This window comes from Desulfonispora thiosulfatigenes DSM 11270, assembly GCF_900176035.1.
GTDB classification, from domain to species: Bacteria; Bacillota; Peptococcia; order Peptococcales; family Desulfonisporaceae; genus Desulfonispora; species Desulfonispora thiosulfatigenes.
On sequence record NZ_FWWT01000016.1, the window covers coordinates 181,631 to 205,046 of the forward strand.

At 33.0% G+C, this 23,416-nt stretch carries 21 protein-coding genes and 1 pseudogene; 19 read left to right on the forward strand and 3 right to left on the reverse strand.

Features of this window, described 5'->3' with window-relative positions; genetic code table 11:
- Positions 1-18: 18 nt before the first annotated feature.
- The 15 genes from B8965_RS06425 (at position 19) to B8965_RS06495 (ending at position 16,655) form a co-directional block, all read left to right on the forward strand.
- A complete protein-coding gene (locus B8965_RS06425; RefSeq protein ID WP_242941943.1) occupies positions 19-741 on the forward strand; it encodes a class I SAM-dependent methyltransferase in 723 nt (240 codons plus the stop codon).
- 53 nt (positions 742-794) lie between these two features.
- Complete coding sequence (locus tag B8965_RS06430) at positions 795-1,616, forward strand: Nif3-like dinuclear metal center hexameric protein (RefSeq protein WP_084053020.1); 822 nt, start codon at positions 795-797, stop codon at positions 1,614-1,616.
- Positions 1,610-2,734 carry an amidohydrolase gene (locus tag B8965_RS06435; protein ID WP_084053021.1) on the forward strand — a complete coding sequence of 375 codons (1,125 nt, stop codon included), beginning with the start codon at positions 1,610-1,612 and terminating at the stop codon, positions 2,732-2,734. Before B8965_RS06430 ends, B8965_RS06435 begins: the two co-directional genes overlap by 7 nt.
- Before the next feature lie 105 nt (positions 2,735-2,839).
- Positions 2,840-3,217 carry a response regulator gene (locus B8965_RS06440; protein WP_084053022.1) on the forward strand — a complete coding sequence of 126 codons (378 nt, stop codon included), beginning with the start codon at positions 2,840-2,842 and terminating at the stop codon, positions 3,215-3,217.
- A gap of 292 nt (positions 3,218-3,509) precedes the next feature.
- Entirely contained in the window at positions 3,510-3,986 is a 477-nt protein-coding gene (gene tsaE, locus B8965_RS06445; RefSeq protein WP_084053023.1) for a tRNA (adenosine(37)-N6)-threonylcarbamoyltransferase complex ATPase subunit type 1 TsaE, read from the forward strand.
- Positions 3,964-4,689 carry a tRNA (adenosine(37)-N6)-threonylcarbamoyltransferase complex dimerization subunit type 1 TsaB gene (gene tsaB / locus B8965_RS06450; RefSeq protein WP_084053024.1) on the forward strand — a complete coding sequence of 242 codons (726 nt, stop codon included), beginning with the start codon at positions 3,964-3,966 and terminating at the stop codon, positions 4,687-4,689. Before tsaE ends, tsaB begins: the two co-directional genes overlap by 23 nt.
- Complete coding sequence (gene rimI / locus B8965_RS06455) at positions 4,665-5,135, forward strand: ribosomal protein S18-alanine N-acetyltransferase (protein WP_084053025.1); 471 nt, start codon at positions 4,665-4,667, stop codon at positions 5,133-5,135. The genes tsaB and rimI overlap by 25 nt, the downstream gene beginning before the upstream one ends.
- Positions 5,136-5,147: 12 nt before the next feature.
- Positions 5,148-6,164 carry a tRNA (adenosine(37)-N6)-threonylcarbamoyltransferase complex transferase subunit TsaD gene (gene tsaD, locus B8965_RS06460; protein WP_084053026.1) on the forward strand — a complete coding sequence of 339 codons (1,017 nt, stop codon included), beginning with the start codon at positions 5,148-5,150 and terminating at the stop codon, positions 6,162-6,164.
- 11 nt (positions 6,165-6,175) lie between these two features.
- Entirely contained in the window at positions 6,176-6,973 is a 798-nt protein-coding gene (locus B8965_RS06465; protein ID WP_084053027.1) for a histidinol-phosphatase HisJ family protein, read from the forward strand.
- Positions 6,974-8,589: 1,616 nt separating this feature from the next.
- Positions 8,590-9,261 (forward strand): L-serine ammonia-lyase, iron-sulfur-dependent subunit beta, encoded by a 672-nt coding sequence (gene sdaAB / locus B8965_RS06470; protein WP_084053028.1) that lies wholly within the window; start codon positions 8,590-8,592, stop codon positions 9,259-9,261.
- A 17-nt stretch (positions 9,262-9,278) separates the two neighbouring features.
- Positions 9,279-10,160 carry an L-serine ammonia-lyase, iron-sulfur-dependent, subunit alpha gene (gene sdaAA, locus B8965_RS06475; RefSeq protein ID WP_341451579.1) on the forward strand — a complete coding sequence of 294 codons (882 nt, stop codon included), beginning with the start codon at positions 9,279-9,281 and terminating at the stop codon, positions 10,158-10,160.
- A 110-nt stretch (positions 10,161-10,270) separates the two neighbouring features.
- Positions 10,271-10,933 carry a transcriptional regulator CcpN gene (gene ccpN / locus B8965_RS06480; RefSeq protein WP_084053030.1) on the forward strand — a complete coding sequence of 221 codons (663 nt, stop codon included), beginning with the start codon at positions 10,271-10,273 and terminating at the stop codon, positions 10,931-10,933.
- Positions 10,923-11,750, forward strand: coding sequence for a pyruvate, water dikinase regulatory protein (locus tag B8965_RS06485; protein WP_084053031.1), 828 nt, complete (start codon positions 10,923-10,925; stop codon positions 11,748-11,750). Before ccpN ends, B8965_RS06485 begins: the two co-directional genes overlap by 11 nt.
- The gene (ppdK, locus tag B8965_RS06490; RefSeq protein ID WP_084053032.1) at positions 11,740-14,397 is read left to right on the forward strand and encodes a pyruvate, phosphate dikinase; all 2,658 of its coding nucleotides are present in this window, start codon (positions 11,740-11,742) and stop codon (positions 14,395-14,397) included. Before B8965_RS06485 ends, ppdK begins: the two co-directional genes overlap by 11 nt.
- Before the next feature lie 260 nt (positions 14,398-14,657).
- Complete coding sequence (locus B8965_RS06495) at positions 14,658-16,655, forward strand: diguanylate cyclase domain-containing protein (RefSeq protein ID WP_084053033.1); 1,998 nt, start codon at positions 14,658-14,660, stop codon at positions 16,653-16,655.
- Between the two features lie 208 nt (positions 16,656-16,863).
- Here the strand turns inward: B8965_RS06495 and B8965_RS06500 are convergent, their stop codons facing one another.
- Positions 16,864-18,177: an FtsW/RodA/SpoVE family cell cycle protein gene (locus B8965_RS06500; RefSeq protein WP_084053034.1), complete on the reverse strand. Its 1,314-nt coding sequence runs from the start codon at positions 18,175-18,177 to the stop codon at positions 16,864-16,866.
- Positions 18,168-18,512 carry a PadR family transcriptional regulator gene (locus tag B8965_RS06505; protein ID WP_084053035.1) on the reverse strand — a complete coding sequence of 115 codons (345 nt, stop codon included), beginning with the start codon at positions 18,510-18,512 and terminating at the stop codon, positions 18,168-18,170. Before B8965_RS06505 ends, B8965_RS06500 begins: the two co-directional genes overlap by 10 nt.
- A 249-nt stretch (positions 18,513-18,761) precedes the next feature.
- Here B8965_RS06505 and B8965_RS06510 point away from each other — a divergent pair.
- Positions 18,762-19,094: pseudogene (locus B8965_RS06510) on the forward strand (DUF169 domain-containing protein); the annotation flags it as partial.
- A 103-nt stretch (positions 19,095-19,197) separates the two neighbouring features.
- On the opposite strand, the gene B8965_RS06515 reads toward B8965_RS06510, so the two are convergent.
- A complete protein-coding gene (locus B8965_RS06515) occupies positions 19,198-19,638 on the reverse strand; it encodes an ATP-binding protein (protein ID WP_084053036.1) in 441 nt (146 codons plus the stop codon).
- Positions 19,639-19,801: 163 nt separating this feature from the next.
- Between B8965_RS06515 and B8965_RS06520 the strand changes: the two genes are divergently transcribed.
- The 3 genes from B8965_RS06520 to dnaG all read left to right on the forward strand — a co-directional run bounded on the left by B8965_RS06520 (position 19,802) and on the right by dnaG (position 23,415).
- Positions 19,802-20,836 (forward strand): deoxyguanosinetriphosphate triphosphohydrolase, encoded by a 1,035-nt coding sequence (locus B8965_RS06520; RefSeq protein ID WP_084053037.1) that lies wholly within the window; start codon positions 19,802-19,804, stop codon positions 20,834-20,836.
- Between the two features lie 222 nt (positions 20,837-21,058).
- Positions 21,059-21,496: a YaiI/YqxD family protein gene (locus B8965_RS06525; RefSeq protein WP_084053038.1), complete on the forward strand. Its 438-nt coding sequence runs from the start codon at positions 21,059-21,061 to the stop codon at positions 21,494-21,496.
- Positions 21,497-21,615: 119 nt separating this feature from the next.
- Entirely contained in the window at positions 21,616-23,415 is a 1,800-nt protein-coding gene (dnaG, locus tag B8965_RS06530; protein ID WP_159446291.1) for a DNA primase, read from the forward strand.
- The last annotated feature ends 1 nt before the right edge of the window (position 23,416 follow it).

The window sequence follows — 23,416 nt, forward strand, 5'->3', positions numbered from 1 at the left end:
AAAGGAGAAATAGTTACCTTGTGGGATGGGTATTCTTTAAGTTATGATGAACAATATGCCCATGGGATTAAATCTAGTGGAGAAAAAAGTGCTTGGTCTAATTTATTAAAAAGAGAATTAGGATCTTCAAAATATATATTAGATGTAGGTACAGGCACTGGTTTTTTAGCAGTTTTAGCGGCAAACTTAGGTCATACTTGTCTAGGAATAGATTTATCTGAAAAGATGATGGAAGTAGGTAAGAAAAAGGTTAAAAGTGAAGGTCTAAGTAAAAAGGTATCTTTTGAAATCGGAGATGCAGAAAGTTTGTCCTATGAGGATAATACTTTTGATGTGGTAATGAATAGACATTTATTATGGACTTTGCCAGATCCTGAAAAGGCTTTGAAAGAGTGGAAAAGGGTGCTTAAACCAGGTGGTAAAATTATTATTATTAATGGAGCTTGGTCTACTTTTGGGCTAGGACAAAAATCAATATCATTTTTAGGGAAAATGTTAATTGCGATTCAAGAACAAAAAAATCCTTGGTCAGGAGATTATGAGAAAGATCTAAAAAACAAACTTCCGTTATATAACAATGTGGAACCTTTAGATATTGAAAAAATATTAAAAGAGATAGGATTTTCCGATGTTTCTTGCATTGATATGAATGATGTATATAAAGAAGAAGTTAAAGCTTTGCCTTTGAGATATCGTTTAGCCTATAGACATGAAAGATATACGGTTACTGGAATAAAATGAATACATATTGATTAAGATAAATTGACTATTTAAATATAAATTGGAGGATAATTATGAATACTGAACAAATATTTAATACAGCCCTTAAGATAGTAGGACTTTCCGAAGCACCACCAGATAGCGGGGTAATTGTACCTGGTAATAATATTAAAAGAATAGCCTTTGGAGTAGATATTGATGTAGCAGAATTAATGCTTGCCAAAGATTTAGGCTTTGATTGTGTGATTACTCATCATCCCCAAAGTTCTAATAAAATTGATCTTTATAAAGTAATGGATAATCAAATTGATAGAATGGTAAAGGCAGGAGTACCGATTAATAAGGCTGAAAAGGCTTTAGCTAAAAGAAAAGGTCAGGTGGATAGGTCAACTCATGTGACTAATTTTGATCGAGTAAAAAAGGCCGCAGAACTTCTTGGCATGCCTTTTATTGGTATTCATTCACCTGCGGACTTAATGGTTGAAGATTATTTACAAAACTATTTTGATAAAAACTTAAAAGATCCAAAAAGCAAAATTAGTGATGTAATTGATTTACTAAATAAAATACCTGAATATAAAAACTCTTATGCAGGACCAGTAGTAAGAGTGGGTTCAAATGATAGTTATGCTGGGAAAGTATTTGTAACGATGGCCGGTGGAACTAGTGGTGGGCAAGATGTCTATAAAGCTTATTTTGAGGCAGGAATTGGTACTTTAGTAGTTATGCACGTTCCAGATGATGTGATCGAAGCAGTAACAGCTCAAAATATTGGTAATGTTTTAGTTGCAGGTCATATGGCTAGTGATTCTTTAGGTATAAACCTTGTAATTAAAGGATTAGAGAAAAAAGGATTAGAAATTGTAAGAATGGCAGGAGTAATCGAACCATGCTAGCTCTTACAAATGCTAGAATCATCACCATGGAAGATGTAGATTATGACAAAGGAACAATTTTAATAAAAGATGGAGAAATATTAGCGATTGGTGAAAATATAGAAATTCCAAAGAATTATGAAATCCTAGATGTTAATGGGAAGTATATTTTACCAGGTTTTATCGATGCACATACACATATAGGTATTATCGAGGAAATTTATCAAATAGAGGGTGATGATGTAAATGAAATAACAGACCCCATCACCCCAGCGCTTAGGGCAATGGACGGAGTTAATCCTTATGATATAGGTTTTGATGATGCAATAGCAGGAGGAGTAACAACTGTAATGGTTGCACCTGGAAGTGCCAATGTTATTGGTGGTTTAGTTTGTATTTTAAAAACAGGTGGAGAAACTTTAGCTGATAAACTTATTAATAGCGAAGCAGGATTAAAGATAGCTTTTGGCGAAAACCCTAAAAGTGTATATGGTGAAGAAAAGAAAATGCCTTATACCAGGATGGCTTCGATTTCCCTTTTAAGAGAAACTTTTATTGAAGGTATTAATTACTTAAATAAAGAGGATCAAGAAAGAGATTTACAAAATGAAGCGATTGCTAAGGTTTTAAATAAAGAAATCCCTTTAAGAGCCCACGCACATAGGGCTGATGATATTTTAGCGGCTTTAAGAGTAGCTAAAGAGTTTGATTTAAAGATAATCATTGAACATGCAACCGAAGGGCATAAAATTATTAAGGAACTGAAAAAAGAAAATGTCTCTGTTGTGGTAGGACCATCTTTAGGTAATCGGTCAAAAGTAGAGCTAAGAGAAAGTAGTTTTAAAACACCAGGGATTTTAGCAAAGGAAAATATAGAAGTAGCTTTAACTACAGACCATCCTGAAACCCCTATACAATATTTAAATATTTGTGCAGCTCTTGCAGTAAGAGAAGGTATGCTAGAAAAAGAAGCATTAAAAGCTATTACCATAAATCCTGCACGTATTTTAGGAATAGATAAAAAGGTAGGCAGTTTAAAGGTAGGTAAACAAGCAGATGTAGTTATCTGGAATAACCATCCACTTAACATTATGAGTAAGCCTCAAAGTGTCTACATTAGAGGAAAAAAATTCCTTTAAGACATAATATGACAAAATAACCGAAAACTTGTCAATATCTCTTAAAGGGAAAAAGGAAAATTCCTCGAAATTATTTAAATGATTAAACACTAATGGAGGATAAGTATGGGGGTTAAAAAGGGTGAAGTATTAGTTGTTGATGATCAATTAGGAGTAAGAGCATTACTTTCAATGGCCCTGAAAGATAGAGGATTTTCAGTAGAAACGGCTACTAACGGGCAAGAAGGGGTAGACAAAATAAAAGAAATCAATTCTGACTTAGTAATTATGGATGTAAAAATGCCAGTAAAAGATGGTGTCGAAGCTTTATATGAAATGAAAAATTTATATCCTAATACTCATATAATTATGATGACTGCTTATAGTGAAGGATATACTGTTGAAGCTATTAAAAAAGGTGGCGCGGATAAGTTTATTATTAAACCTTTTGATATTGAATATCTTATGAATTATGTTGATAATGTATTTGCACAAAAAGGTTAAGATTTTAATTAAAAGTGCAAAGGCTGAGATTTTTTTATTAAGGAATTATAAGAGAAGGCATCATATAAAGAGGTAGCTTAGGCTACCTTTTTTCTTGCCGTTTTTATAAAGTTGTAATAGGATATACTAAAGGTAAGTCTCTTAAAGCAAGTTCTGAATTCAGGTGGAGATTCTTTCTCTCCACCTAAATTTTAGAACTGCAAATGCATGACTTAGTTGGCGTTTGACTGTCACCTAAAAAGGTGGGAGACTTACGCCAACTTAGTCAGGTTAAATTAGAGGAGGTTTTAGATTGGTTTCCATTGTAACTAAAAGTCCACAAGAAACTGAATATATAGGTAAGAGAATGGCTGCATTTTTAACACCAGGAGATATTATTTCTCTAACTGGAGATTTAGGTGCAGGAAAAACCTTGTTAGTACAAGGAATTGCAAAAGGTTTAGGGATAGAAGATATAGTAACTAGTCCAACCTTTACAATTATACAACAATACGAAGAAGGAAGAATTCCTCTTTATCATATGGATGTATATCGTATCAAGGATCCTATCGAAATGGAAGACATAGGATATGAAGAGTATTTTTACGGTCAGGGAGTAACCTTTGTCGAGTGGGGCAATTTAATTCCAGAATTATTTCCTGAAGAACATCTAAAAATACATATTACAAATATTGAAGATGGACGAGAAATAGATTTTGAGCCAGTGGGTCGTCATTATATGGACCTAGTTGAGGAGTTGACAGGACATGCTTATACTCGGATTAGATAGCTCTACAATAGTATCTGGGGTAGCAATATTTGATAGTGAAAAAGAGGTAATTTTAGCTGAGAGTTTTTTAAACACAGGAAACACTCATTCAGAGAAGTTTTTACCATTAATTAAAAGTACATTAGAACAAGCAAATTTATCTTTAAAGGATATAGAGGGGATAGCCGTCACAAAAGGGCCTGGATCCTTTACGGGACTACGAATTGGAATGGTAACCGCTAAAAGCTTAGTACAAGTTACAGGAACAAAGCTTATGGGCATTAAAACTTTGGATGCATTAGCCTATAACTTATTTGGGTATAGTGGAATTATTTGTCCTATTTTAAATGCACGTAAAAGTGAAGTATATACAGCTCTTTATCAAATGCAAAATAATGAATTAAAGAGAATAAGTGAATATTTAGCCCTAACGCCTGAAAAACTTGTAAAGTTAATCCTGGAAAATGGTAGTGAAGTAATGTTTTTAGGAGATGGAGTACCAGAGTATCGCGCTTATCTTGAACAGGCTATACCAAGTCTTGCTCGTTTTGCTTCAAGTAATAATTTATTAACTCGGAGCTCGAGTGTAGCTATTTTAGGTGCTAAGGGATTTTCAGAAAATAAAGAAGATAGCTTTTTCACCCTAGAACCTTTTTATTTACGTAAATCAGAAGCAGAAATTACCTTGGAGGCAAAACAATGTGCGATGAAGAAAACCAAGTAATTATTAGGCCTATGGATTTTGATGACATTGAGCAGATTGTAGAGATTGAAAAGGCTTGTTTTTCTTCTCCATGGTCTGCTTATGCTTTTGAATGTGAGCTACATGATAATCAATTTGCAAATTATTTAGTAGTTGCCTTGGCTGAAGATGAAAGTAAATTAGTAGGCTATGGAGGTTTATGGGTAATTATAGATGAAGGTCATATTACTAACATTGCTATTTTACCAGAATATAGAGGGAAAAAACTTGGTGAATTACTAATGTTAAATTTAATCCAAATTGCATTAGCTAAAGATACAACCCGTATGACTTTAGAAGTTAGGGCAAGTAATAATGCTGCCATAAAACTTTATGAAAAGTTTGGATTTAAGACTGAAGGAGTTCGAAAAGGGTATTATATTCATCCAAGAGAAGATGCTTTAATCATGTGGGCAAAATTAGTGTAATTGAGGTGAACTATGAAAGATACGATAATTTTAGCGATAGAAACTAGTTGTGATGAAACAGCAGTAGCGATAATTAAAAACGGAAAAGAAGTATTAGCCAATGTAGTTTCTACTCAAATACCAACGCATCAAAAATTTGGGGGAGTAGTACCAGAGGTGGCTTCAAGAAAGCATTTAGAAATGATGAATATAGTAGTATCAGAGGCCTTAAATAAAGCTAATTTAAATTTCGATGATTTAACGCATATAGCTGTCACCTATGGGCCAGGTTTAGTAGGTGCTTTGTTAGTAGGTGTTTCATGTGCCAAAGCGCTTGCCTTTGCTTCGGATAAACCTTTAATTGGAGTTAATCATATTGAAGGTCATGTATATGCAAACTTTTTAGTACATAAAGAGATAAATTTACCAGTAATTTGTTTAATTGTATCAGGTGGCCATACTAATATTGTGAAAATAGTAGAGCATGGTAAGTATGAATTTATCGGTCAAACTAGAGATGATGCAGCAGGAGAGGCTTTTGATAAAGTAGCACGTTCCCTAGGACTTGCTTATCCGGGTGGACCTGAGATTCAAAAGAGAGCTGAACTAGGATGTAAAGATGCGATAGATTTTCCAAGATCATGGCTAGAAGCAGGTTCTTATGATTTTAGTTTTAGTGGGTTAAAATCAGCTGTATTAAATTATTTAAATCAGTGCAAGATGAAAGATATTGAAATAAATACGGAAAACGTAGCTGCAAGCTTTCAAAGTGCGGTTATCGAGGTTTTAATAACAAAGACAATAAATGCCGCTTTAGAATCTGAAATAGATACAATTTTACTAGCAGGTGGAGTTTCCGCAAATAGTGCTCTTAGAGAAGAAATGACCCTAAAGGCAAAGGAAAAAGGAATTAAGGTCTTATATCCTCAAATAGAATTTTGCACAGATAATGCTGCCATGATTGGAGCGGCAGCTCATTATAAAGCCATTCGTAAGGAATATGCAGACCTTGACTTAAATGCAAATCCTAATCTTAAATTTGGCGTGTAATAGGAGGTAAAATGTTTAATTATTTAGTAGATTATCATGTTCATACACATAATTCTTTTGATAGCACCGAAACCATGCTTGGTCATTGTGAACGAGCAGTTGAAATGGGATTAAAAGAAATCGTTTTTACAGAGCATTTTGACCTAAATCCTTATGATGAAGGTTTAGGACATTTTAATTATGAAAAATATGCTAAGGAAATAGGAGAATGTAGAGAAGTTTATGGAGATAAAATATTAATCAAAAAAGGCCTGGAATTAGGAGAGCCCCATCTTTATAAAACTAGGCATGAAGAAATGCTAAAGGATAAAGATTTTGACTTTTTACTAGGATCAGTCCATTACTTAGGTGATACCGTGCTACATAGTGATTATACAGGTAGGAAAGAAGAAGTAGTATATGAGCAATTTTTTTCAGAAGTTTTAAATAGTGCAAAAAAGGGAGATTTTCATATCCTAGGTCATATAGACGTTTTAAAAAGATATGTGCCAAGTAATTATAAAAAGTTCATGGCCAAAGACCATGAAGAGATGATTAGAGAAATCTTAAAAGAAACTATTAAAAATGATAAAGGGATAGAAGTTAATACTTCAGGAATCAGACAAGCAGTGGGGGATTATTTGCCTACCTTAGAAATTGTAAAATGGTATCATGAACTAGGTGGAAACATTATTACAGTAGGTTCTGATGCTCATACAGCTAAGCATGTAGGAATGCATATAAAAGAGGCGATAGATGCTCTCAGGGAGATGGGTTTTAAAACTATTTCTACATATACAAAAGGTCAAAGAAGCGAAGTGAGAATTTAAACAAAGATTAATTTAAAATTGCACATTAAAAAACCTTTATTTAAATAAATAAAGGTTTTTTATATGTAAATATATAGTTTTAGGATAAATTATTATGCCTGCATAATAATTTACAGTTATTATGCAGGCAACTATTTAGCTAAGAGAATGTTTTTGTTCATGTTTTGCCTTTCCGTAAATAACCACTCTAAATCCAACATAAGCACTCACTACCGCTAAATATGCAACTCCTATTAGTACACTCATTTCAATATCCTCCTTTTAATTAACCCTAATTAGGGTTAATAATGTTAAATTTTTGACAATCAAGTACAGACAATATACATTATTTAATCCGCTAAGTTTTCGAAGTATTTACCGATTCACTGACAAATTAGCGAAGAGAATGTTTTTGTTCATGTTTTGCTTTTCCGTAAACAACCACTCTAAATCCAACATAAGCACTTACTACCGCTAAATATGCAACTCCTATTAATACACTCATTTCAATATCCTCCTTTTATTTTATTATCTAACTGATTGCTTGTTTTTATTATGTTTTAACCAACCATATACTAATACTCCAACACTTACATACGTAACAGCTGTTGCTCCGTAGACTAAACCTAACATAATTTCCATTTTAAAATCCCCCTTATATTTAACCCTATTTCAGGGTAATTAATGTTATATTTTTAACAATCATATACAGATATAATCGACTAAATGTGTAGATTCATAACTTCTTTACTTAACTACTAGTTACCTGAAGAAAATTATCTTACAGAGTGTTCTTTTCTACCGTGTTTTACCCAACCATAAACCATTACTCCTACACCAATATACGTAGCAGCCGTTGCTACATAAACTAAACCAAGCATAAATTCCATTTCAATATCCTCCTTTTATTTTCCCTTTTCGCTTAAGGGTTAATTATAATGTTAATTTTTTAACAATCACGTGCTTGCAAATGTAGTTAAATATTTGACAATCGAGAATATGATTTAATGAATAATTCCGAAGTAGCTATATTGTTTATTTATATAGTAGATTTAGTTTTAGTAAATATTCTCTAACTTAATTTATTAGAGAGTAAGTATTTATCCTTGCTAGTTCTTGTAAGTTCTTTCACTTGTATAAGTAATTCTTATTCTTAATATAATTATACTCAATATTTCTAAAAAGTATACACCAAAATATCAAATAAATTAAAATCTTTTATTTGACAACAACATCGTGATATGGTATGGGGTTGCAGGTACTGAAAAATTAGTATGCATTCAAGTAAATTTTTGGTATAATAAGTAAAATAAGGGGCATCTTTTAACGGTTAATTACTTTGTGGATTCATCGCCTGTGGATAATGTGGATAAAACTGTGTATAACCTCGTATTACGGGTTTTTTTTGTGTGGAGAAAGTTGTGCACAGAAAAAAATGTGTTTTTTGTGGATTGTGGGGATAACTTTGTGAAATAGAGGATAAATAGGATTAATACTTGTGGATAATACTGTGGATAGTATTATAAATTGTTTTGCATAGAATATGTAAACAGTGTTTTTTTATACCAGTAAAGATGCAGAAATAAAGATGAATTGGGGATAATACTTGTAGCAACATTAAAAGGAGGAAAAAACATATGGGCGAATATGGATGTTTTGATATTATTGGACCTATAATGGTGGGTCCATCAAGTTCTCATACGGCAGGTGCAGTTCGCTTAGGACGGATGGCAAGAGAAATTGCCGGAGAATTACCTAAAGAAGTAAAGCTTATGCTCTATGGTTCCTTTGCGGAAACTTATAAAGGTCATGGCACGGATTTAGCTTTAATCAGTGGCTTACTTGGCTTTGATACTTTTGATGAAAGAATTAGAAGCTCGTTTACATTAGCTAAAGAACAAGGATTGCGGTTTTCGTTTATTACGGGAGAGAAAGAAGAACGCTTTCATCCAAATACAGTGAAATTTATGATTACTACTCATGCAGGAGAAAATTTAACGGTTATTGGATCTTCTATAGGAGGGGGTAGTGTTGAAATAACTGAAATCAATGGACATCCTTTAAGAATAAAAGGAGACTTTCCTACATTAATAACTTTTCATAATGATATACCAGGTGTTATTTCTAAGGTTTCAGAATGCTTAGCAAGGTATGATATCAATATTGCATTTATGGAAGTGTTTAGAAAAGAAAAAAGAAAGACAGCAACAATGGTCGTCGAAACAGATGAATATATTCCCAATGAAGCTATGCAGGAAATTTTAAAAATAGAACCTATTAGTCATGTCAGATTTGTCCAACCAGTTTAATCCGAGGAGTGAAAATGGTGAATTTTAATAGTATAGAAGATTTAATTATAGAAAGTGAAAGAAGGCTAATTAGTATCGGACAGTTAGTAAAAGAATGGGAAGCAGAGAAAAAAGAAATATCAATTACTGAAGTTGAAGAAAAGATGCGCACAAACTGGGGTATAATGAAGGAATCAATTATTTTAGGAATTAATAATCCTCAAAAGTCCATGGGGGGACTAATTGGTGGTGAAGGAAGAAGGCTGCATGATTATTGTTTAACGCAAAAAACTTTATCGGGTAATTTGGTTAACCTAGCAGTAGCAAGAGCGCTCGCTGTTTTAGAAGTAAATGCATCGATGGGAAAAATAGTGGCAGCTCCAACTGCTGGTTCTAGCGGAATAATTCCTGGAGTATTATTAACGATGCAAGAACATCTAGGGGTAGATGATGATAGGGTAATAGATGCTTTATTTACATCTTCGGGGTTTGGGATTATTATTGCGCAAAAGGCTTCTGTATCAGGAGCGGCGGGTGGATGTCAGGCTGAATGTGGTTCGGCAGCTGGCATGATTGCAGCTAGCGTAGTAGAATTATCCGGGGGATCTCCAAGACAAGCTGGTCATGCTTGCGCAATGGTTTTAAAGAATATTTTAGGATTAATTTGTGATCCCGTAGCAGGGCTTGTTGAAGTGCCATGTGCAAAAAGAAATGCTTTGGGTGCCTCTCTTTCCCTGACTTGTGCTGATATGGCTTTAGCCGGTATTAAAAGCGTTATTCCAATAGATGAAGTAATTGTAACGATGGGAGAGGTAGGAAGATGCTTGCCTGAATCCTTGCGCGAAACATCAAAAGGCGGCTTAGCCGTAACCCCTACAGGTAAAAAAATTGCAAAAAAAATATTTACTGAAAAAAAATAAGAAAAATCAAAAATTAGTATACCCTAAAGGAACGATTTAGGCTACAATAGTGTATATTAATTAACAAAAATATAAATTATGATGTATAGTTTTTCAGGTGGTGAATAAAGATAAAAATTAGTAAAAGGCAACAGGAAATTCTTGAAATTGTCAAAGGTGGAGAACCAATTACAGGGGATAGCATAGCCGAAAGGTTAAATTTAACTAGAGCCTCTCTAAGATCGGATTTAGCCTTTTTAGTGCAAATAGGACATCTAGAGGCGAGACCTAGAGTAGGATACTTTTATGTAAATAAAAAACCTTATCAAACAATCATAGACAAAATAATGAAACTTCGGGTGCGTGATTTTTTATCAGTTCCAGTTGTTGTTTCAGAGAATACGGTTATTTATGATGCAATTGTAGCTCTTTTTGTAAATGATGTCGGCACACTTTTTGTAGTTAGTGAGGGAGAAATCCTAGAAGGAATAGTTTCTCGCAAAGATTTATTAAAAACTACACTAGGTAAGGTGGATATAAATCAAGTACCTGTAAGCGTGATTATGACTAGAATGCCTAATGTTATTACTACCACTATGGAAGAAGGTCTTTGGCATGCTGGGAGGAAAATTTGCAGCCATGAAGTAGATGCTCTGCCAGTTGTTAAAGAAATAACGCAAGATAAGATTATAAAGTATAAGGTAGTAGGTCGCCTTTCAAAAACTAATATTACAAAAGCTTTTGTAGACTTTGGTTTAGGAAAGTTTGGTAGCGAGGAGGAGAATGATTATTAATAATACGATTGTATATGTAATTTCTGATTCTTTAGGTGAAACTGCTGAATTTGTGGCTAGAGCAGCAGTAAGTCAATTTAAATGCGGAACAACGGAATTTAGACGTATTCCATATGTGACCACGGAAGATCATTTATTAGAAATTATTGAAGAAGTAAGTCGTTTTCCAAATACCATTATTGCTTATACACTTGTTGTGGAAAGTTTGAAAAAACTATTAGAACAAGAATCAGCAAAAAGAAATATTGCTACAGTAGATGTGTTAGGACCTATGATGAAGGTTATTTCAGAGGTTACAGGACATCAGCCACATGGTGAGCCAGGACTTGTACATAAAATGGATGATGATTATTTTCGTAAAATAGAGGCTATAGAATTCGCCGTAAAATATGATGATGGTAAAGATCCTAGAGGAATAATGCATGCTGATATAGTCTTAATAGGAGTGTCTAGAACGTCTAAAACACCATTATGTATGTATTTAGCTCATAAACGCATTAAAGCTACGAATATTCCGTTAGTACCAGAGGTAAGCCCTCCTGAAGAATTATTTAAATTACCACATGGCAAAATAATCGGCCTTAAAATCAGACCTAATATGTTAAATGAGATTAGGACAGAAAGATTAAAAACCATGGGTTTAATGTCAAGCGCTGATTATGCAAGTATTGAAAGAATTTTAAATGAACTAGATTATGCAGAAGAACTAATGAAAAAGTTAGGGTGTCCAGTTCTAGATGTTTCTAATAGAGCTATCGAAGAAACTGCTAGTAAAATATTGAAAATAATGTATAGAGGTGATCAATTTGAAAAATAAGAAATATGTTTATCTTTTTGCAGAAGGTTCTAAGGATATGAGAAATTTACTGGGTGGTAAAGGTGCTAATTTAGCTGAAATGACTAATATTGGACTTCCAGTACCTCCAGGACTTACGATTACTACAGAGGCTTGTATAGATTATTTTGAGCTAGGGAAAAAACTACCTGAATCATTAGAAGCTGATTTATGGGATAAATTAGAAACAGTAGAAGAAGCTACAGGGAAAAAATTTGGGGATAATAGCAATCCTTTACTAGTTTCAGTTCGTTCTGGAGCGGTAGCTTCCATGCCAGGAATGATGGATACTATCCTAAACTTAGGTTTAAATGATGAAACAGTTGAAGGTCTTGCAAAAAGCGTCAACGACCCACGTTTTGCTTATGATTGCTATCGTCGTTTTATTCAAATGTTTAGTGATGTAGTTATGGAAGTAGAACATTATGAATTTGAAACTATTTTAGCAAAGCAAAAAGATACAGCAGGTGTAAAAAATGATAATGAGCTAAGTGCAGAAGATTTACAAAACATTATCAAGGAATATAAAGTTTTAGTAAAAAGATCTGCAGGAAAAGAATTTCCACAAAATCCTACAGAACAATTAATTATGGCGGTGCAAGCAGTATTTGATTCTTGGTATAATCCAAGAGCAGATTATTATAGAAAAATTAACAATATTTCAGATGCTTTAGGTACAGCAGTAAATGTACAGTCTATGGTATTTGGTAATATGGGAGCAAAAAGTGGAACAGGGGTAGCCTTTACTCGTAATCCAGCTAATGGAGAAAATAAATTATATGGTGAGTATTTAATGAATGCTCAAGGCGAGGACGTAGTAGCAGGAATTAGAACTCCAAATCCAATTACTAACTTACAAGAAGATTCTCCAGTTGTATATGATCAATTTGTAAAAATAGCTAATCTTTTAGAAAATCATTATCGTGATATGCAAGATATCGAATTTACAATTGAAAATGAAAAATTATATATGTTACAAACACGTACAGGAAAAAGGACAACTGCTGCTGCAATTAGAATAGCTGCAGAGATGGTTGATGAAAAATTAATTACTAAAGAAGAAGCTTTATTAAGGATAGAACCAACTCAGCTAGATCAATTACTACACAGAAGCATAGATCCTAATGCTGAATTAATTGTTATTGCTAAAGGGCTACCAGCTTCTCCTGGTGCAGGCAGTGGTAGAATTGTCTTTAATGCAGATGATGCTGAAAATTTAGGAAAAGAAGGCAAAGATACAATTTTAGTTAGACTAGAAACCACTCCAGATGATATTCATGGCGTAGTTTATAGCCGTGGTATTTTAACAAGTCGTGGTGGAATGACTAGCCATGCTGCAGTTGTTGCTCGTGGTATTGGCAAGCCATGTGTATGTGGCTGTGAAGCTCTAGAGATTGATGTGGTAAATGAAAAATTGGTTGTAGGGAAGCATCAGTTTAAAAAAGGTGATATTATTAGTATTGATGGTACTACTGGTAATATTATTTTAGGCCAAGTACCAATGATTGATCCTGAGTTAAGTCCAAGTTTTCAAAGAATATTAACCTGGGCTGACGAAATAAAAACATTAAGCGTAAGAGCAAATGCTGATAGTCCAGAAGAAGCTAAGAAAGCAAGAGAATTTGGAGCCCAAGGAATAGGACTTTGCCGTACAGAGCATATGTTTATGGATCAAGCAAGATTACCAATCGTACAAGAAATGATCTTATCAGAAACAATAGAAGAAAGAGAAAAATCTTTAAGAAAATTATTATCTTTCCAACAAGAAGATTTTTATGGAATCTTAAAAGCTATGGAAGGATTACCAGTAACTGTGCGTTTATTAGATCCTCCATTACATGAATTCTTACCTAATGCAGAAAGCTTATTAGTTGATATTACGAAGCTTAAATGTAGCGATGGAGATGCTGAATTGCTTGAAGAAAAAGAAGAATTATTAAAAAAGGTAAAAGCTTTAAGCGAAAATAATCCAATGTTAGGTCATAGAGGGTGCCGCCTTGGAATTACTTACCCAGAAATTTATCGTATGCAAGCTAGGGCAATATTCCAAGCAACAGCTCAGCTTGAAAAAGAAGGATATAATATTATCCCAGAAGTAGAGGTTCCATTAATTATTGGACCAGATGAATTAAGATTATTAAAAGCAGAAATAGATGAAGTAGCAGTAGCGGTTAGAGAAGAAACAGGCGTAGATTTTGACTATCACGTAGGTACGATGATTGAATTACCAAGAGCTTGCTTAACTGCAGATGAAATTGCAGAATATGCCGAGTTTTTCACCTTTGGGACAAATGATCTTACCCAAACAGTTTTAGGATTTAGTAGAGATGATTCTGAAGGCAAATTCATGCAGGAATACTTAGATTATAAAATTATAGAGCATAATCCATTTATTGTTTTAGATCAAAAGGGTGTTGGGAAATTATTGAAGTATGCAGTGAAAAATGCTAGAGAAGTTAAACCAAACCTACCAATAGGTATTTGTGGAGAGCATGCAGGAGAACCAAGTTCAATTGAGTTTTCTCATGTTATAGGCTTAGATTTTGTAAGCTGCTCACCATTTAGAGTTCCAATAGCAAGATTAGCTGCAGCTCAGGCAGCAGTTAATAATAACAATCAATCTAAGTAAGATCAAATAGTATAGGGTAAACACGTAAATTCTTATATATCAAGACTTTGTGGGATTCATTAAAAATTACAAAAAAGATACTAAAAAGGATACTGCCACTTAATATATTAAGTGGCAGTATCCTTTTTTTATAATATATTGAATATATAAATATATTATTTAGTAAATAAATATATTGTTAAGTACTAATCGGTAAATAATGACATACTATCAAAACATATTGTATAATAATTGAAACTGTAAAAAACATTAAATAGAATATGAAAGGAGGGAATGTTATAAAATTCCATATTTTAACCCTTTTTATTGTTCTTAGTTTAATATTGGGCACTCAGGTTATTGCTCTTTTTGTTCAATATAGAGTGAATAGACCCTACCGTGGGATTGGCTATTGGTTACTGGGGTCTAGTTTAATGGCACTAGGTTTTATTTTTATGCCCATGGTAACCGTAAAGTCCCTTGAGATGTTTGCAAGGATCGCAAACCCACTTCTAATTTTAGGTCATATCTTTTTGTACATAGGAATTAAACAGTTTTTTAATAAAAAAGTAACCAAATGGATACCAATTTCAATTTTTGTTGTCCTTAATCTATCTTATTACTATTACATGTATATAAATAATGATATTTCCGCACGTACATTTGTCGTAACTGCTACTATAGCTATTATTTCATTTATGATATCCTACCAGCTTTTCTGCAAAAAAAACAGGCTAATTTCTAGTTCAGCGAATTTTACCGCCGCTGTTTTTTTTGTTTATGGATGTTTTTATACAGTTCGTACTTTTCGGGTAAGTATGTTGCCTACTATTCACTCATATACTGATCAAGAGGAAATTCTTATAATCGGAGCTATTCTTTCTATCATCATTAGTAATTTATGGACATTTGGCTTGATCATCATGGTAAATCAGAGGCTAAATAGTGATAATCAATTAGAAAAGGAAAAATTACAATTGATTTTTAACACAAACCCAGATGCCCAATTAATAACGCGATTAAATGATGGTTTCATTGTTGAGGTCAATGATGGATTTTCGGTATTGAGCGGTTATTCTAGAGCCGAGGTCATTGGGGATTATATCCGAACGATTAGTTTTTGGCATAATCCTGCAGATCGACAACTTTTCATAACAGAGCTGAATGATAAAGTAACTTGCGAAAATAGGGAATTTATTTTCCAACGAAAAGATAATAGCCAATTTTCCGGAATGATCTCAGCCAGAATTATTATGATTCATTCTGTACCCCATATTATCAGTGCGATTCGCGATATAACCGAGAGAAAGCAATTTGAGGAGGCACTTATAGAAAGCGAAGAGAAATATCGTTCTATCCTCAACGCCTCCCCGGATGATATCACGATCACGGATTTAGAGGGGAACATCTTAATGATTTCTTCTGCAGCCAAGAAAATGTTCGGATACAAATCGGATTTTAATAATTTTATAGGTATGCAGCTCCTCGACTTCATTATACCTGAGGATGTTGAAAGAGCAAAATCTAACCTCCAACAAATGTATCAAGGAGGCAATCTAAAAGCAAATGAATATCATGGAGTGCGTCAGGATCAAAGTATCTTTGATATTGAGGTGAATAGTGGGTTTGTTTATAGTGCAAATGGACTCCCGGATAAAATGGTATTTATTATTCGTGACATTACAGAACGCAAGTTAGCCGAGCGAAAAATACAAAAGCTGGTTCAACAACTTGAAATAGAGAAAAATATAGCTCAACTCAATTCGATTACTGACAGTATGACCGGATTAGCTAACCGGAGATATTTTGATGAGACTCTTAAAACAGAATTTTTCAGGTTAAGGCGCTCTGGATCTACATTATCGCTAATCATGCTAGATATTGATTATTTTAAGAAATTCAATGACAGCTATGGCCATTTAGCTGGGGATCAGTGTTTACGAATGATTGCAACTACGTTAAAAACTATTATAAGCCGAGCACCTGATATTGTTGCGCGATATGGAGGGGAAGAGTTTATTATTATATTGCCCGAGACAGATGAAGACGGAGCTAAAGCTTTGGGGGAAAGAATCCGAAAAGCAGTTGAGGAGCTCGCTATTCCACATTGTGCATCCGACATTGCTAAATGCGTTACGGCCAGCCTCGGTATCGTTACCGTTTACCCGACTGAGTTAATATCACCAGAGCAAGTTTTAAAACAGGTTGATGAAGCTCTATATTGTGCTAAAAAAAGAGGGCGTAACCGTTGCCTTTACAGCTCTAATGAAAAACTTTAAATAAATATGCATGTCTAACATAGCTATAAATTAATCCACACTATTTATATTTTGTTCAGCAAGTCAGAATAGTCAAGAAGTAAGGGTTAAAATAATATTATCGGGTATGGTGAGGCAAACTGTATTAAAGCCATAAAAAGCCTCAACAAAAATAAAAAAAGGAAAGGGATTATCTTTTAGTGGTTTAAGAGATAATCCCCTTCCTTTGTTATTCGGATTTTAGTCCATTATAGTCATTAGAAATATTTTTTCGCATATAAATGCTTGAGATAATACCAATTGTTGCTGCATTAATGACAAGCTGTGAACCGCTATAACTTACAAAAGGTAACCCCATGGCACTTAGCGGTACTAGCCCTAAATTCATAGATACATTCCATAAAAACTGAACAGCGAGAATAGAAACAAAACCACTTATTAATAACTTGGCATAATTAATTTTTACTTGTCTGGCTATACGTGCAATACGTATTAGAAATATAACAATAAAAGCAATAAGCAAAATACTTGCTATCCAACCAAATGTATATGTAATAAAGGCAAAAACAAAATCTGTATGGATATTAGGTATTAATTGGGGATTAAATGTAAAACCTTTTCCAAAAATCCCTGAATCAGAAATTATTTTACTTAACTGAATCTTTAAATAACCTCCTCCAAGTGGATCAGCTTCAGGGTTTAAAAATGTAAGTAGTCTAGTTAGTTGATAAGGTTTGGTGATAATAGAGAGCATTAGTATTACCATTGATACACCTGATATTAAGATAATTTTTTTTAAATCTGCACCTGAAACAATCATGACAACCATACAGGCTATGGCATATATAGCTCCCGTTGAAATTGAAGGAGATGCTAAAATTAAAATTAGTGGTAATGCGGATAATATAAAACCTTGCAACATTTTACGCTTATTATTCCAGTCCCATTTATTAAAGATACCTGCTAGGGCTACTATAAACAATAAGGGGCTAACTGATACAAAGTTAATGCTAAAAGGACCAAGAATTAACCAACTCCTACTGCCATTTAATTGAATTCCATATAAAATTGTAATGGCAAGAATTAAAAGAGCTCCTAGATAAATGTGTTTAGAATATTTTTCAAGTTTTCTATAATCAAAAAAGTACAAACATATAAAAGTAATTAAACTTATAAATGAAAAGAGCAAACTATTTTGAAATATATGAATATCATATGTAAGTAAACTTTGTCTTTGGATAAAATACATTGCTAATAATCCTATATTGATAAAGATAAAGGAAAATAATAAAATGCTCCATTCAGGTTTTCTCCTATGAACTTGATTCAGTTGTTTTCCGATAATGTCAGCATCACCCATTTGAGCAATGGCCTTCCTGATAGCTTCTTTTTCAGAAGAACCTTGTGTTAGATATTGTTCTGAAATTTCCCTGATATGATCTTCTAATTCTAGCTTTATATCTTGATGAACATCACGAAACTTAACTTGTGAGCATATTTCACGAATATATTCTTGGATATTTTTATTGTGATTTAAATCCATGAAAAAACCTCCCTCGTTAAAATTTTATCAACTGTTGAACGGAATGTAACCCACTCTTGTTGTTTTTCTTTTAATTCAGATTTGCCTTTAGTAGTTAGACGGTAATATTTCCTTTGTCTACTGCCTTCTTCACCGCACCAGTAGGATTCAACCATATCTTTTGACTCTAATGAGTGGAGAATAGGATAAAGAGTTCCTTCTTTAAAACTAAAGATACTATTGGATTCCTTTTCAATTTCTTTAATCATCTGATAACCATACATAGGTTCACGGTTAAGCATGCTTAGTACTAAAACTACTGTACTGCCTTTTAGCATTTCCTTATTTATTTGCATTGGTTTTACCTCCTCCCATAATACATAGAATATCTATACATCGGGTATCTAGGCATAATTATAAAAGATTTTCTTTAATTAAGCAATAGGGTTAAATAAATTATATATATTTCTTTGTATATGGTGAGCATTTATTTGAGCAATCATATAATAAGGATAATATACAATTCGTTAAGGAGTGTTAGTATGAAAAGTAAGATTGCCGATGCTATTAAGCTTAAAACCCAACCCGTTGCTGTATTTCGCAGAGATGAAAAACCAGAAATCATTATCTTCTTAGCCAATGCAGATCAACTTTCTGCCCTGATGTGGTTTGCCAATTATGATAAACCAAGTCAAGACAACGTCAAAATAGACTTTGGCGCTGCCTGTCATCAGTCTGTATTATATGCTCTAGCGCAATCTGAGGAGAAGGAGCAAAAGTGTTTTATCGGGCTAACTGATCCTTCAGCAAGAAAATTTATAGAAAAAGATATCCTTTCATTTAGTATGCCTTACCAACGCTTTTTGGAGTTAGAAAAGCAAGTAGAAGAAAGTTATTTAACCAAAGAAACATGGCTAAAAATTGCTGAAAGAATATAGATAAAGAAATGAGCCTTCTATTTTGACAGTTGTAGCCCTATCAACAGTAAATACACAAAGAACAATATTATAAAAAAATCTAACAAGACAAAGAGCTCAGCTGTTAACAGCCGAGCTCTTTACATAAGTTTTGATATATTTGTTTGCCTAGTTTTAAAAGTTCAGGATTATTTTCCCACACGGTTTCTCCGTTTAAGTCAGCTTGGATAATGGTTTCTGTAAAAGGTATCACGGCTAAAATTGGTAGGTCTATATTTTTTTGAAAAAATCCTTCAGCACTAGGACGAACTTTATTTGCAATAGCAAAAATTTTAGTTACCCCTAAATCTTTAGCAAGCGGGACGATTGAGTGCGCCGTTTGAATACTTCTTTGACCTGGCTCTACTACTACAATAAAGGCATCTACAGAGCCTGCGATAGGAGGCCTGATACCAATATGAACATCAACTCCCTGAACAGTAAAGAATGAACCATTAGCCTTTCCAATAGCTGTTAGGAATTCCTTTAAGCTTTCTCCACAATATTTTAAACCTTCTGGGGACATTAAAGAGAATTTAGCTAAAGAATGAGCAGAGCAAACAGTAGCTACTACAAGAACATTGTGTTTTAAATATTTAATTAGAAATGCGACTAGCTAGAAAGCAGGACTTTTAAATAATAAAGAGAATTAGAAACTTGAGACTTCAATATTTTAGGAAGGTGTAGCCTTGGAAATTAGAGAATATATAGAACAACGGGAAAAGGAAAATTTGTCTTCATTTGCTAAATTAGCAATTAAATCTAAAGGTAGGGCTATCTTTGAACCTGAAGATCCCATTAGAACTTGTTTTATGAGAGATAGAGATAGGGTAATTCATTCTAAAGCATTTCGCAGGTTAAAACATAAAACGCAAGTATACATTTCTCCTGGTAATGATCACTTTCGCACTAGACTTACTCATACTTTAGAAGTAAATCAAATTGCTAAAACTATTGGAAAAGGATTGCGACTAAATGAAGATTTAATTGAAGCAATAGCGCTAGCTCATGATGTAGGACATACCCCATTTGCACACTCAGGGGAGGAAGTATTAAATGAACTTATGACAGATGGATTTAGGCATAATGAAAATAGCGTCAGAGTTTTAACTGAAGTCGAGCAAAGAAGTGAAGGAAGAGGTCTTAATTTAAGTAAAGAAGTACTTGATGGTGTGTTAAATCATCGAGGATTTGATAAAGATATAAATAGAGCCGAGACCCTTGAAGGACAAGTAGTTAGACTTAGTGATAAGGTTGCTTATGTGCAACATGATATTGATGATAGCATTAGAGGTGGAATATTACGAAAGTGCGATTTACCTAAAGAACCATTAGAAATTTTAGGGGAAAGCCATAGTGCAAGAATAACCACATTAGTAACAGATGCGATTAAGCACGGATTTCATGAATTGGAAAATAGCAAAGAGCCGAAGATAAATCTCAGTCCAAAAATTAAGAAAGCATTAATTGATCTTAGGACATTTATGTTCGAACATATTTATAATGGAGAAGTTTGTTCTAAAGAAAGAGAAAGTGCGATGTATGTTATAGAGCATTTATTTAAATACTATAAAAAGAATCCAGAAAGGTTACCATTATTTTATCAAACAATTGCAAAAACAGAAGGAATCGAAAGAGGAGTTGCTGATTATATCTCAGGTATGAGTGATAATTATTGTGTCACTATATTTAAAGAGTTAGTGATACCTCGTTCTTTTTTGTGAAATTAATATATTTTAGAGTAATTTTAATAAAAACTTGCCTAAATAGTATGAAAAAGGAAAAAAACACGTTTTAATTTGTAAATTTTAGCATATAATATATTTATCCATTATATACAAAAATTTACCTTTTGCCAAGAAGATTTTTTTATAGCAGGAAATATTAAAGTAATAGAGAATAATAGTTATCCGTAGAATTAAATTTTAGTAGAGAAATGAGGAAAAATGAATATTTATGTAGATGCTGATGCTTGTCCTGTAAAAGACATTATTATTGATCTTGGACAAAAGTATAAGGTAAAGGTTGTTATCGTGTGTAGTATTAGTCATTATTCTAAGGCACTTGAAAATGTTGAAAGTATTATTGTTGATAATGTTCCTCAAGCTGCTGATATGGCTATTATTAATAAAATTAAAGAAAATGATATTGTCATTACCCAGGATTACGGGTTAGCTTCTATTGCTTTAGCTAAGAAATGTAAAGTGCTGCATCATACAGGTAAACCATATACAAATGAAAATATTGACAATTTATTATTAAACAGGCATATTTCAAGTAAAATCAGAAGAGCTGGAGGAAAGACAAAAGGTCCAAAGGCATTCACTGAAGTAGATCGGGAAAGGTTTAGAATGGCTTTATCAGGACTTTTGGATAAAAAATAAAAAAGTAAAAATCCTTCGTTGTTAAAAAAATATCATTATTTAAGTTTTCTTTAAATCAGTAGCAGGAATAATGCAAAATATGGCGAATTTTGTTACATAGTAGGATGAAGGTGATTTTTATGAAAGGTTATATACCACAGGAGATAATCGATGAAATTACTGCCCGCGCTGATATTGTAGAGGTAATTAAAGAATTTATACCTTTAAAAAAGGAAGGCAGGAACTTTAAAGGATTATGTCCATTTCATCATGAGAAAACTCCTTCTTTCACGGTTTCAGCGGAGAAACAAATCTTTCATTGTTTTGGATGTGGTGTCGGAGGAAATGTGTATAGCTTTTTAATGAAAATGGATAATATTAGCTTTCCAGAAAGCATAAAAAGACTAGGAGAAAAAACAGGAGTCGCTATCCCTGAAACAGAAATAAGTGCTAGTGAAAAGAACAAAATAACTAAGCGAGAACGACTTTTTAAAATCAATGACCTTACTTCTAGATTTTATCATAAAATATTGGTTGATTCAAAGCAAGGAAAATTAGCCAGAGAATATTTACAAAAAAGAGGTATAAATCTTGAAACAATTAATAAATTTAAAATTGGTTATGCCATAGATTCATGGGATAGTCTTTTGAAATTTATGATGAAAAAAGACATTAAACCTCAGGAACTTTTAGATTTAGGATTAATCTCACCGCGTAAAAGTGGTAATGGGTATTATGATCGCTTTAGAGGAAGATTGATTTTTCCTATTTGGGATAGTAGGGGAGGGGTAGTGGCTTTTGGGGCTAGGATATTAGGTCAAGGTGAACCTAAGTATCTTAATTCACCTGATACACCTCTATTTAACAAAAGTTATCATTTATATGGCATAAATCTAGCTAAAAATAATATTAGAGATAAGGATATGGCATTAATTGTTGAGGGATATATGGATGTTATAGCCTGTTATCAGCATGGGGTAAAAAATGCTGTTGCTTCATTAGGTACAGCATTTACCAAATATCAAGCAAACCTTTTAATGCGTTATAGCTATAATCTTGGTATTTGTTACGATGCAGATGCTGCAGGTTCTAAAGCTAGTTTAAGAGGTTTAGATGTTTTATCTGATTTAGGATGCAATGTGAGCGTAATTAATTTACCTAAGGGATTAGATCCGGATGAATATTTACAAAAAGAAGGCAAAGATGGTTTAGAACTATTAATTAAAGATGGACAAAGTTTAATAGAATATAAACTAACCCATTCCATGGAAAATAATGAAATTATTGCGATCCAAGGAAAATTAAAAGTTATTGAAGATCTAGCAGAAGACTTGCTCAAAATGAAAAGTTTTGTTTTGCGGCAAGGAGCAATTGATTTAATTAGTAAAAAATTAGGATTACCTTCTGAAACAATTATTAGTGAATTAAAAAAAATTAATCAAGAAGTAAAGAAAGCTTATAATTTTCGGGATACTAAAGATAATCAGAGAGATAATAAGACTATAAACTATGACCATTTTAATAAGGTGGAAATCTTAACCTTAAAATTAATTATTGAAAATAATAAGTTGTTTACTGAAATCGAAAATGTAGGTGGAGCTAAACTTTTTACATCTACCTTACAAGAATTTTATCAAGAAATTTACAAATTATATCTAGAAACAGGCGAAGTGAGCAGCAGTAATTTCTCTGAAAATAAATATAGTAATTTATTTGCCTACATTATGATGCAAGAAAATAAAGCTAGTAATATAAAAAAGGCATTTTTTGATTATCTAAAGAATTTAAGATTACTTTTTTTAGAGACAGAATATAATGCTAAAAAAACTAAGTTACAAGAAGCTGAAAAAAACGGAAATGTAGATGAGTTAAACAAGCTTCTTTTTGATATAGATACAATTTTGCAAGAGAAAAAAGTTATTGATACCCTAGGAGGGTGAT

Excerpts from the sequence above, each read along its gene's own strand:
- B8965_RS06515 (WP_084053036.1), bottom strand. The coding sequence starts at position 19,638 with ATGTCCCCAGAAGGTTTAAAATATTGTGGAGAAAGCTTAAAGGAATTC.
- tsaB (WP_084053024.1), top strand. The coding sequence starts at position 3,964 with ATGCTTATACTCGGATTAGATAGCTCTACAATAGTATCTGGGGTAGCA.
- B8965_RS06505 (WP_084053035.1), bottom strand. The coding sequence starts at position 18,512 with ATGCAAATAAATAAGGAAATGCTAAAAGGCAGTACAGTAGTTTTAGTA.
- tsaD (WP_084053026.1), top strand. The coding sequence starts at position 5,148 with ATGAAAGATACGATAATTTTAGCGATAGAAACTAGTTGTGATGAAACA.
- rimI (WP_084053025.1), top strand. The coding sequence starts at position 4,665 with ATGTGCGATGAAGAAAACCAAGTAATTATTAGGCCTATGGATTTTGAT.
- B8965_RS06500 (WP_084053034.1), bottom strand. The coding sequence starts at position 18,177 with ATGGATTTAAATCACAATAAAAATATCCAAGAATATATTCGTGAAATA.
- B8965_RS06430 (WP_084053020.1), top strand. The coding sequence starts at position 795 with ATGAATACTGAACAAATATTTAATACAGCCCTTAAGATAGTAGGACTT.
- B8965_RS06485 (WP_084053031.1), top strand. The coding sequence starts at position 10,923 with ATGATTATTAATAATACGATTGTATATGTAATTTCTGATTCTTTAGGT.
- B8965_RS06465 (WP_084053027.1), top strand. The coding sequence starts at position 6,176 with ATGTTTAATTATTTAGTAGATTATCATGTTCATACACATAATTCTTTT.
- dnaG (WP_159446291.1), top strand. The coding sequence starts at position 21,616 with ATGAAAGGTTATATACCACAGGAGATAATCGATGAAATTACTGCCCGC.
- B8965_RS06495 (WP_084053033.1), top strand. The coding sequence starts at position 14,658 with ATGAAAGGAGGGAATGTTATAAAATTCCATATTTTAACCCTTTTTATT.
- B8965_RS06525 (WP_084053038.1), top strand. The coding sequence starts at position 21,059 with ATGAATATTTATGTAGATGCTGATGCTTGTCCTGTAAAAGACATTATT.
- B8965_RS06435 (WP_084053021.1), top strand. The coding sequence starts at position 1,610 with ATGCTAGCTCTTACAAATGCTAGAATCATCACCATGGAAGATGTAGAT.
- sdaAB (WP_084053028.1), top strand. The coding sequence starts at position 8,590 with ATGGGCGAATATGGATGTTTTGATATTATTGGACCTATAATGGTGGGT.
- B8965_RS06440 (WP_084053022.1), top strand. The coding sequence starts at position 2,840 with ATGGGGGTTAAAAAGGGTGAAGTATTAGTTGTTGATGATCAATTAGGA.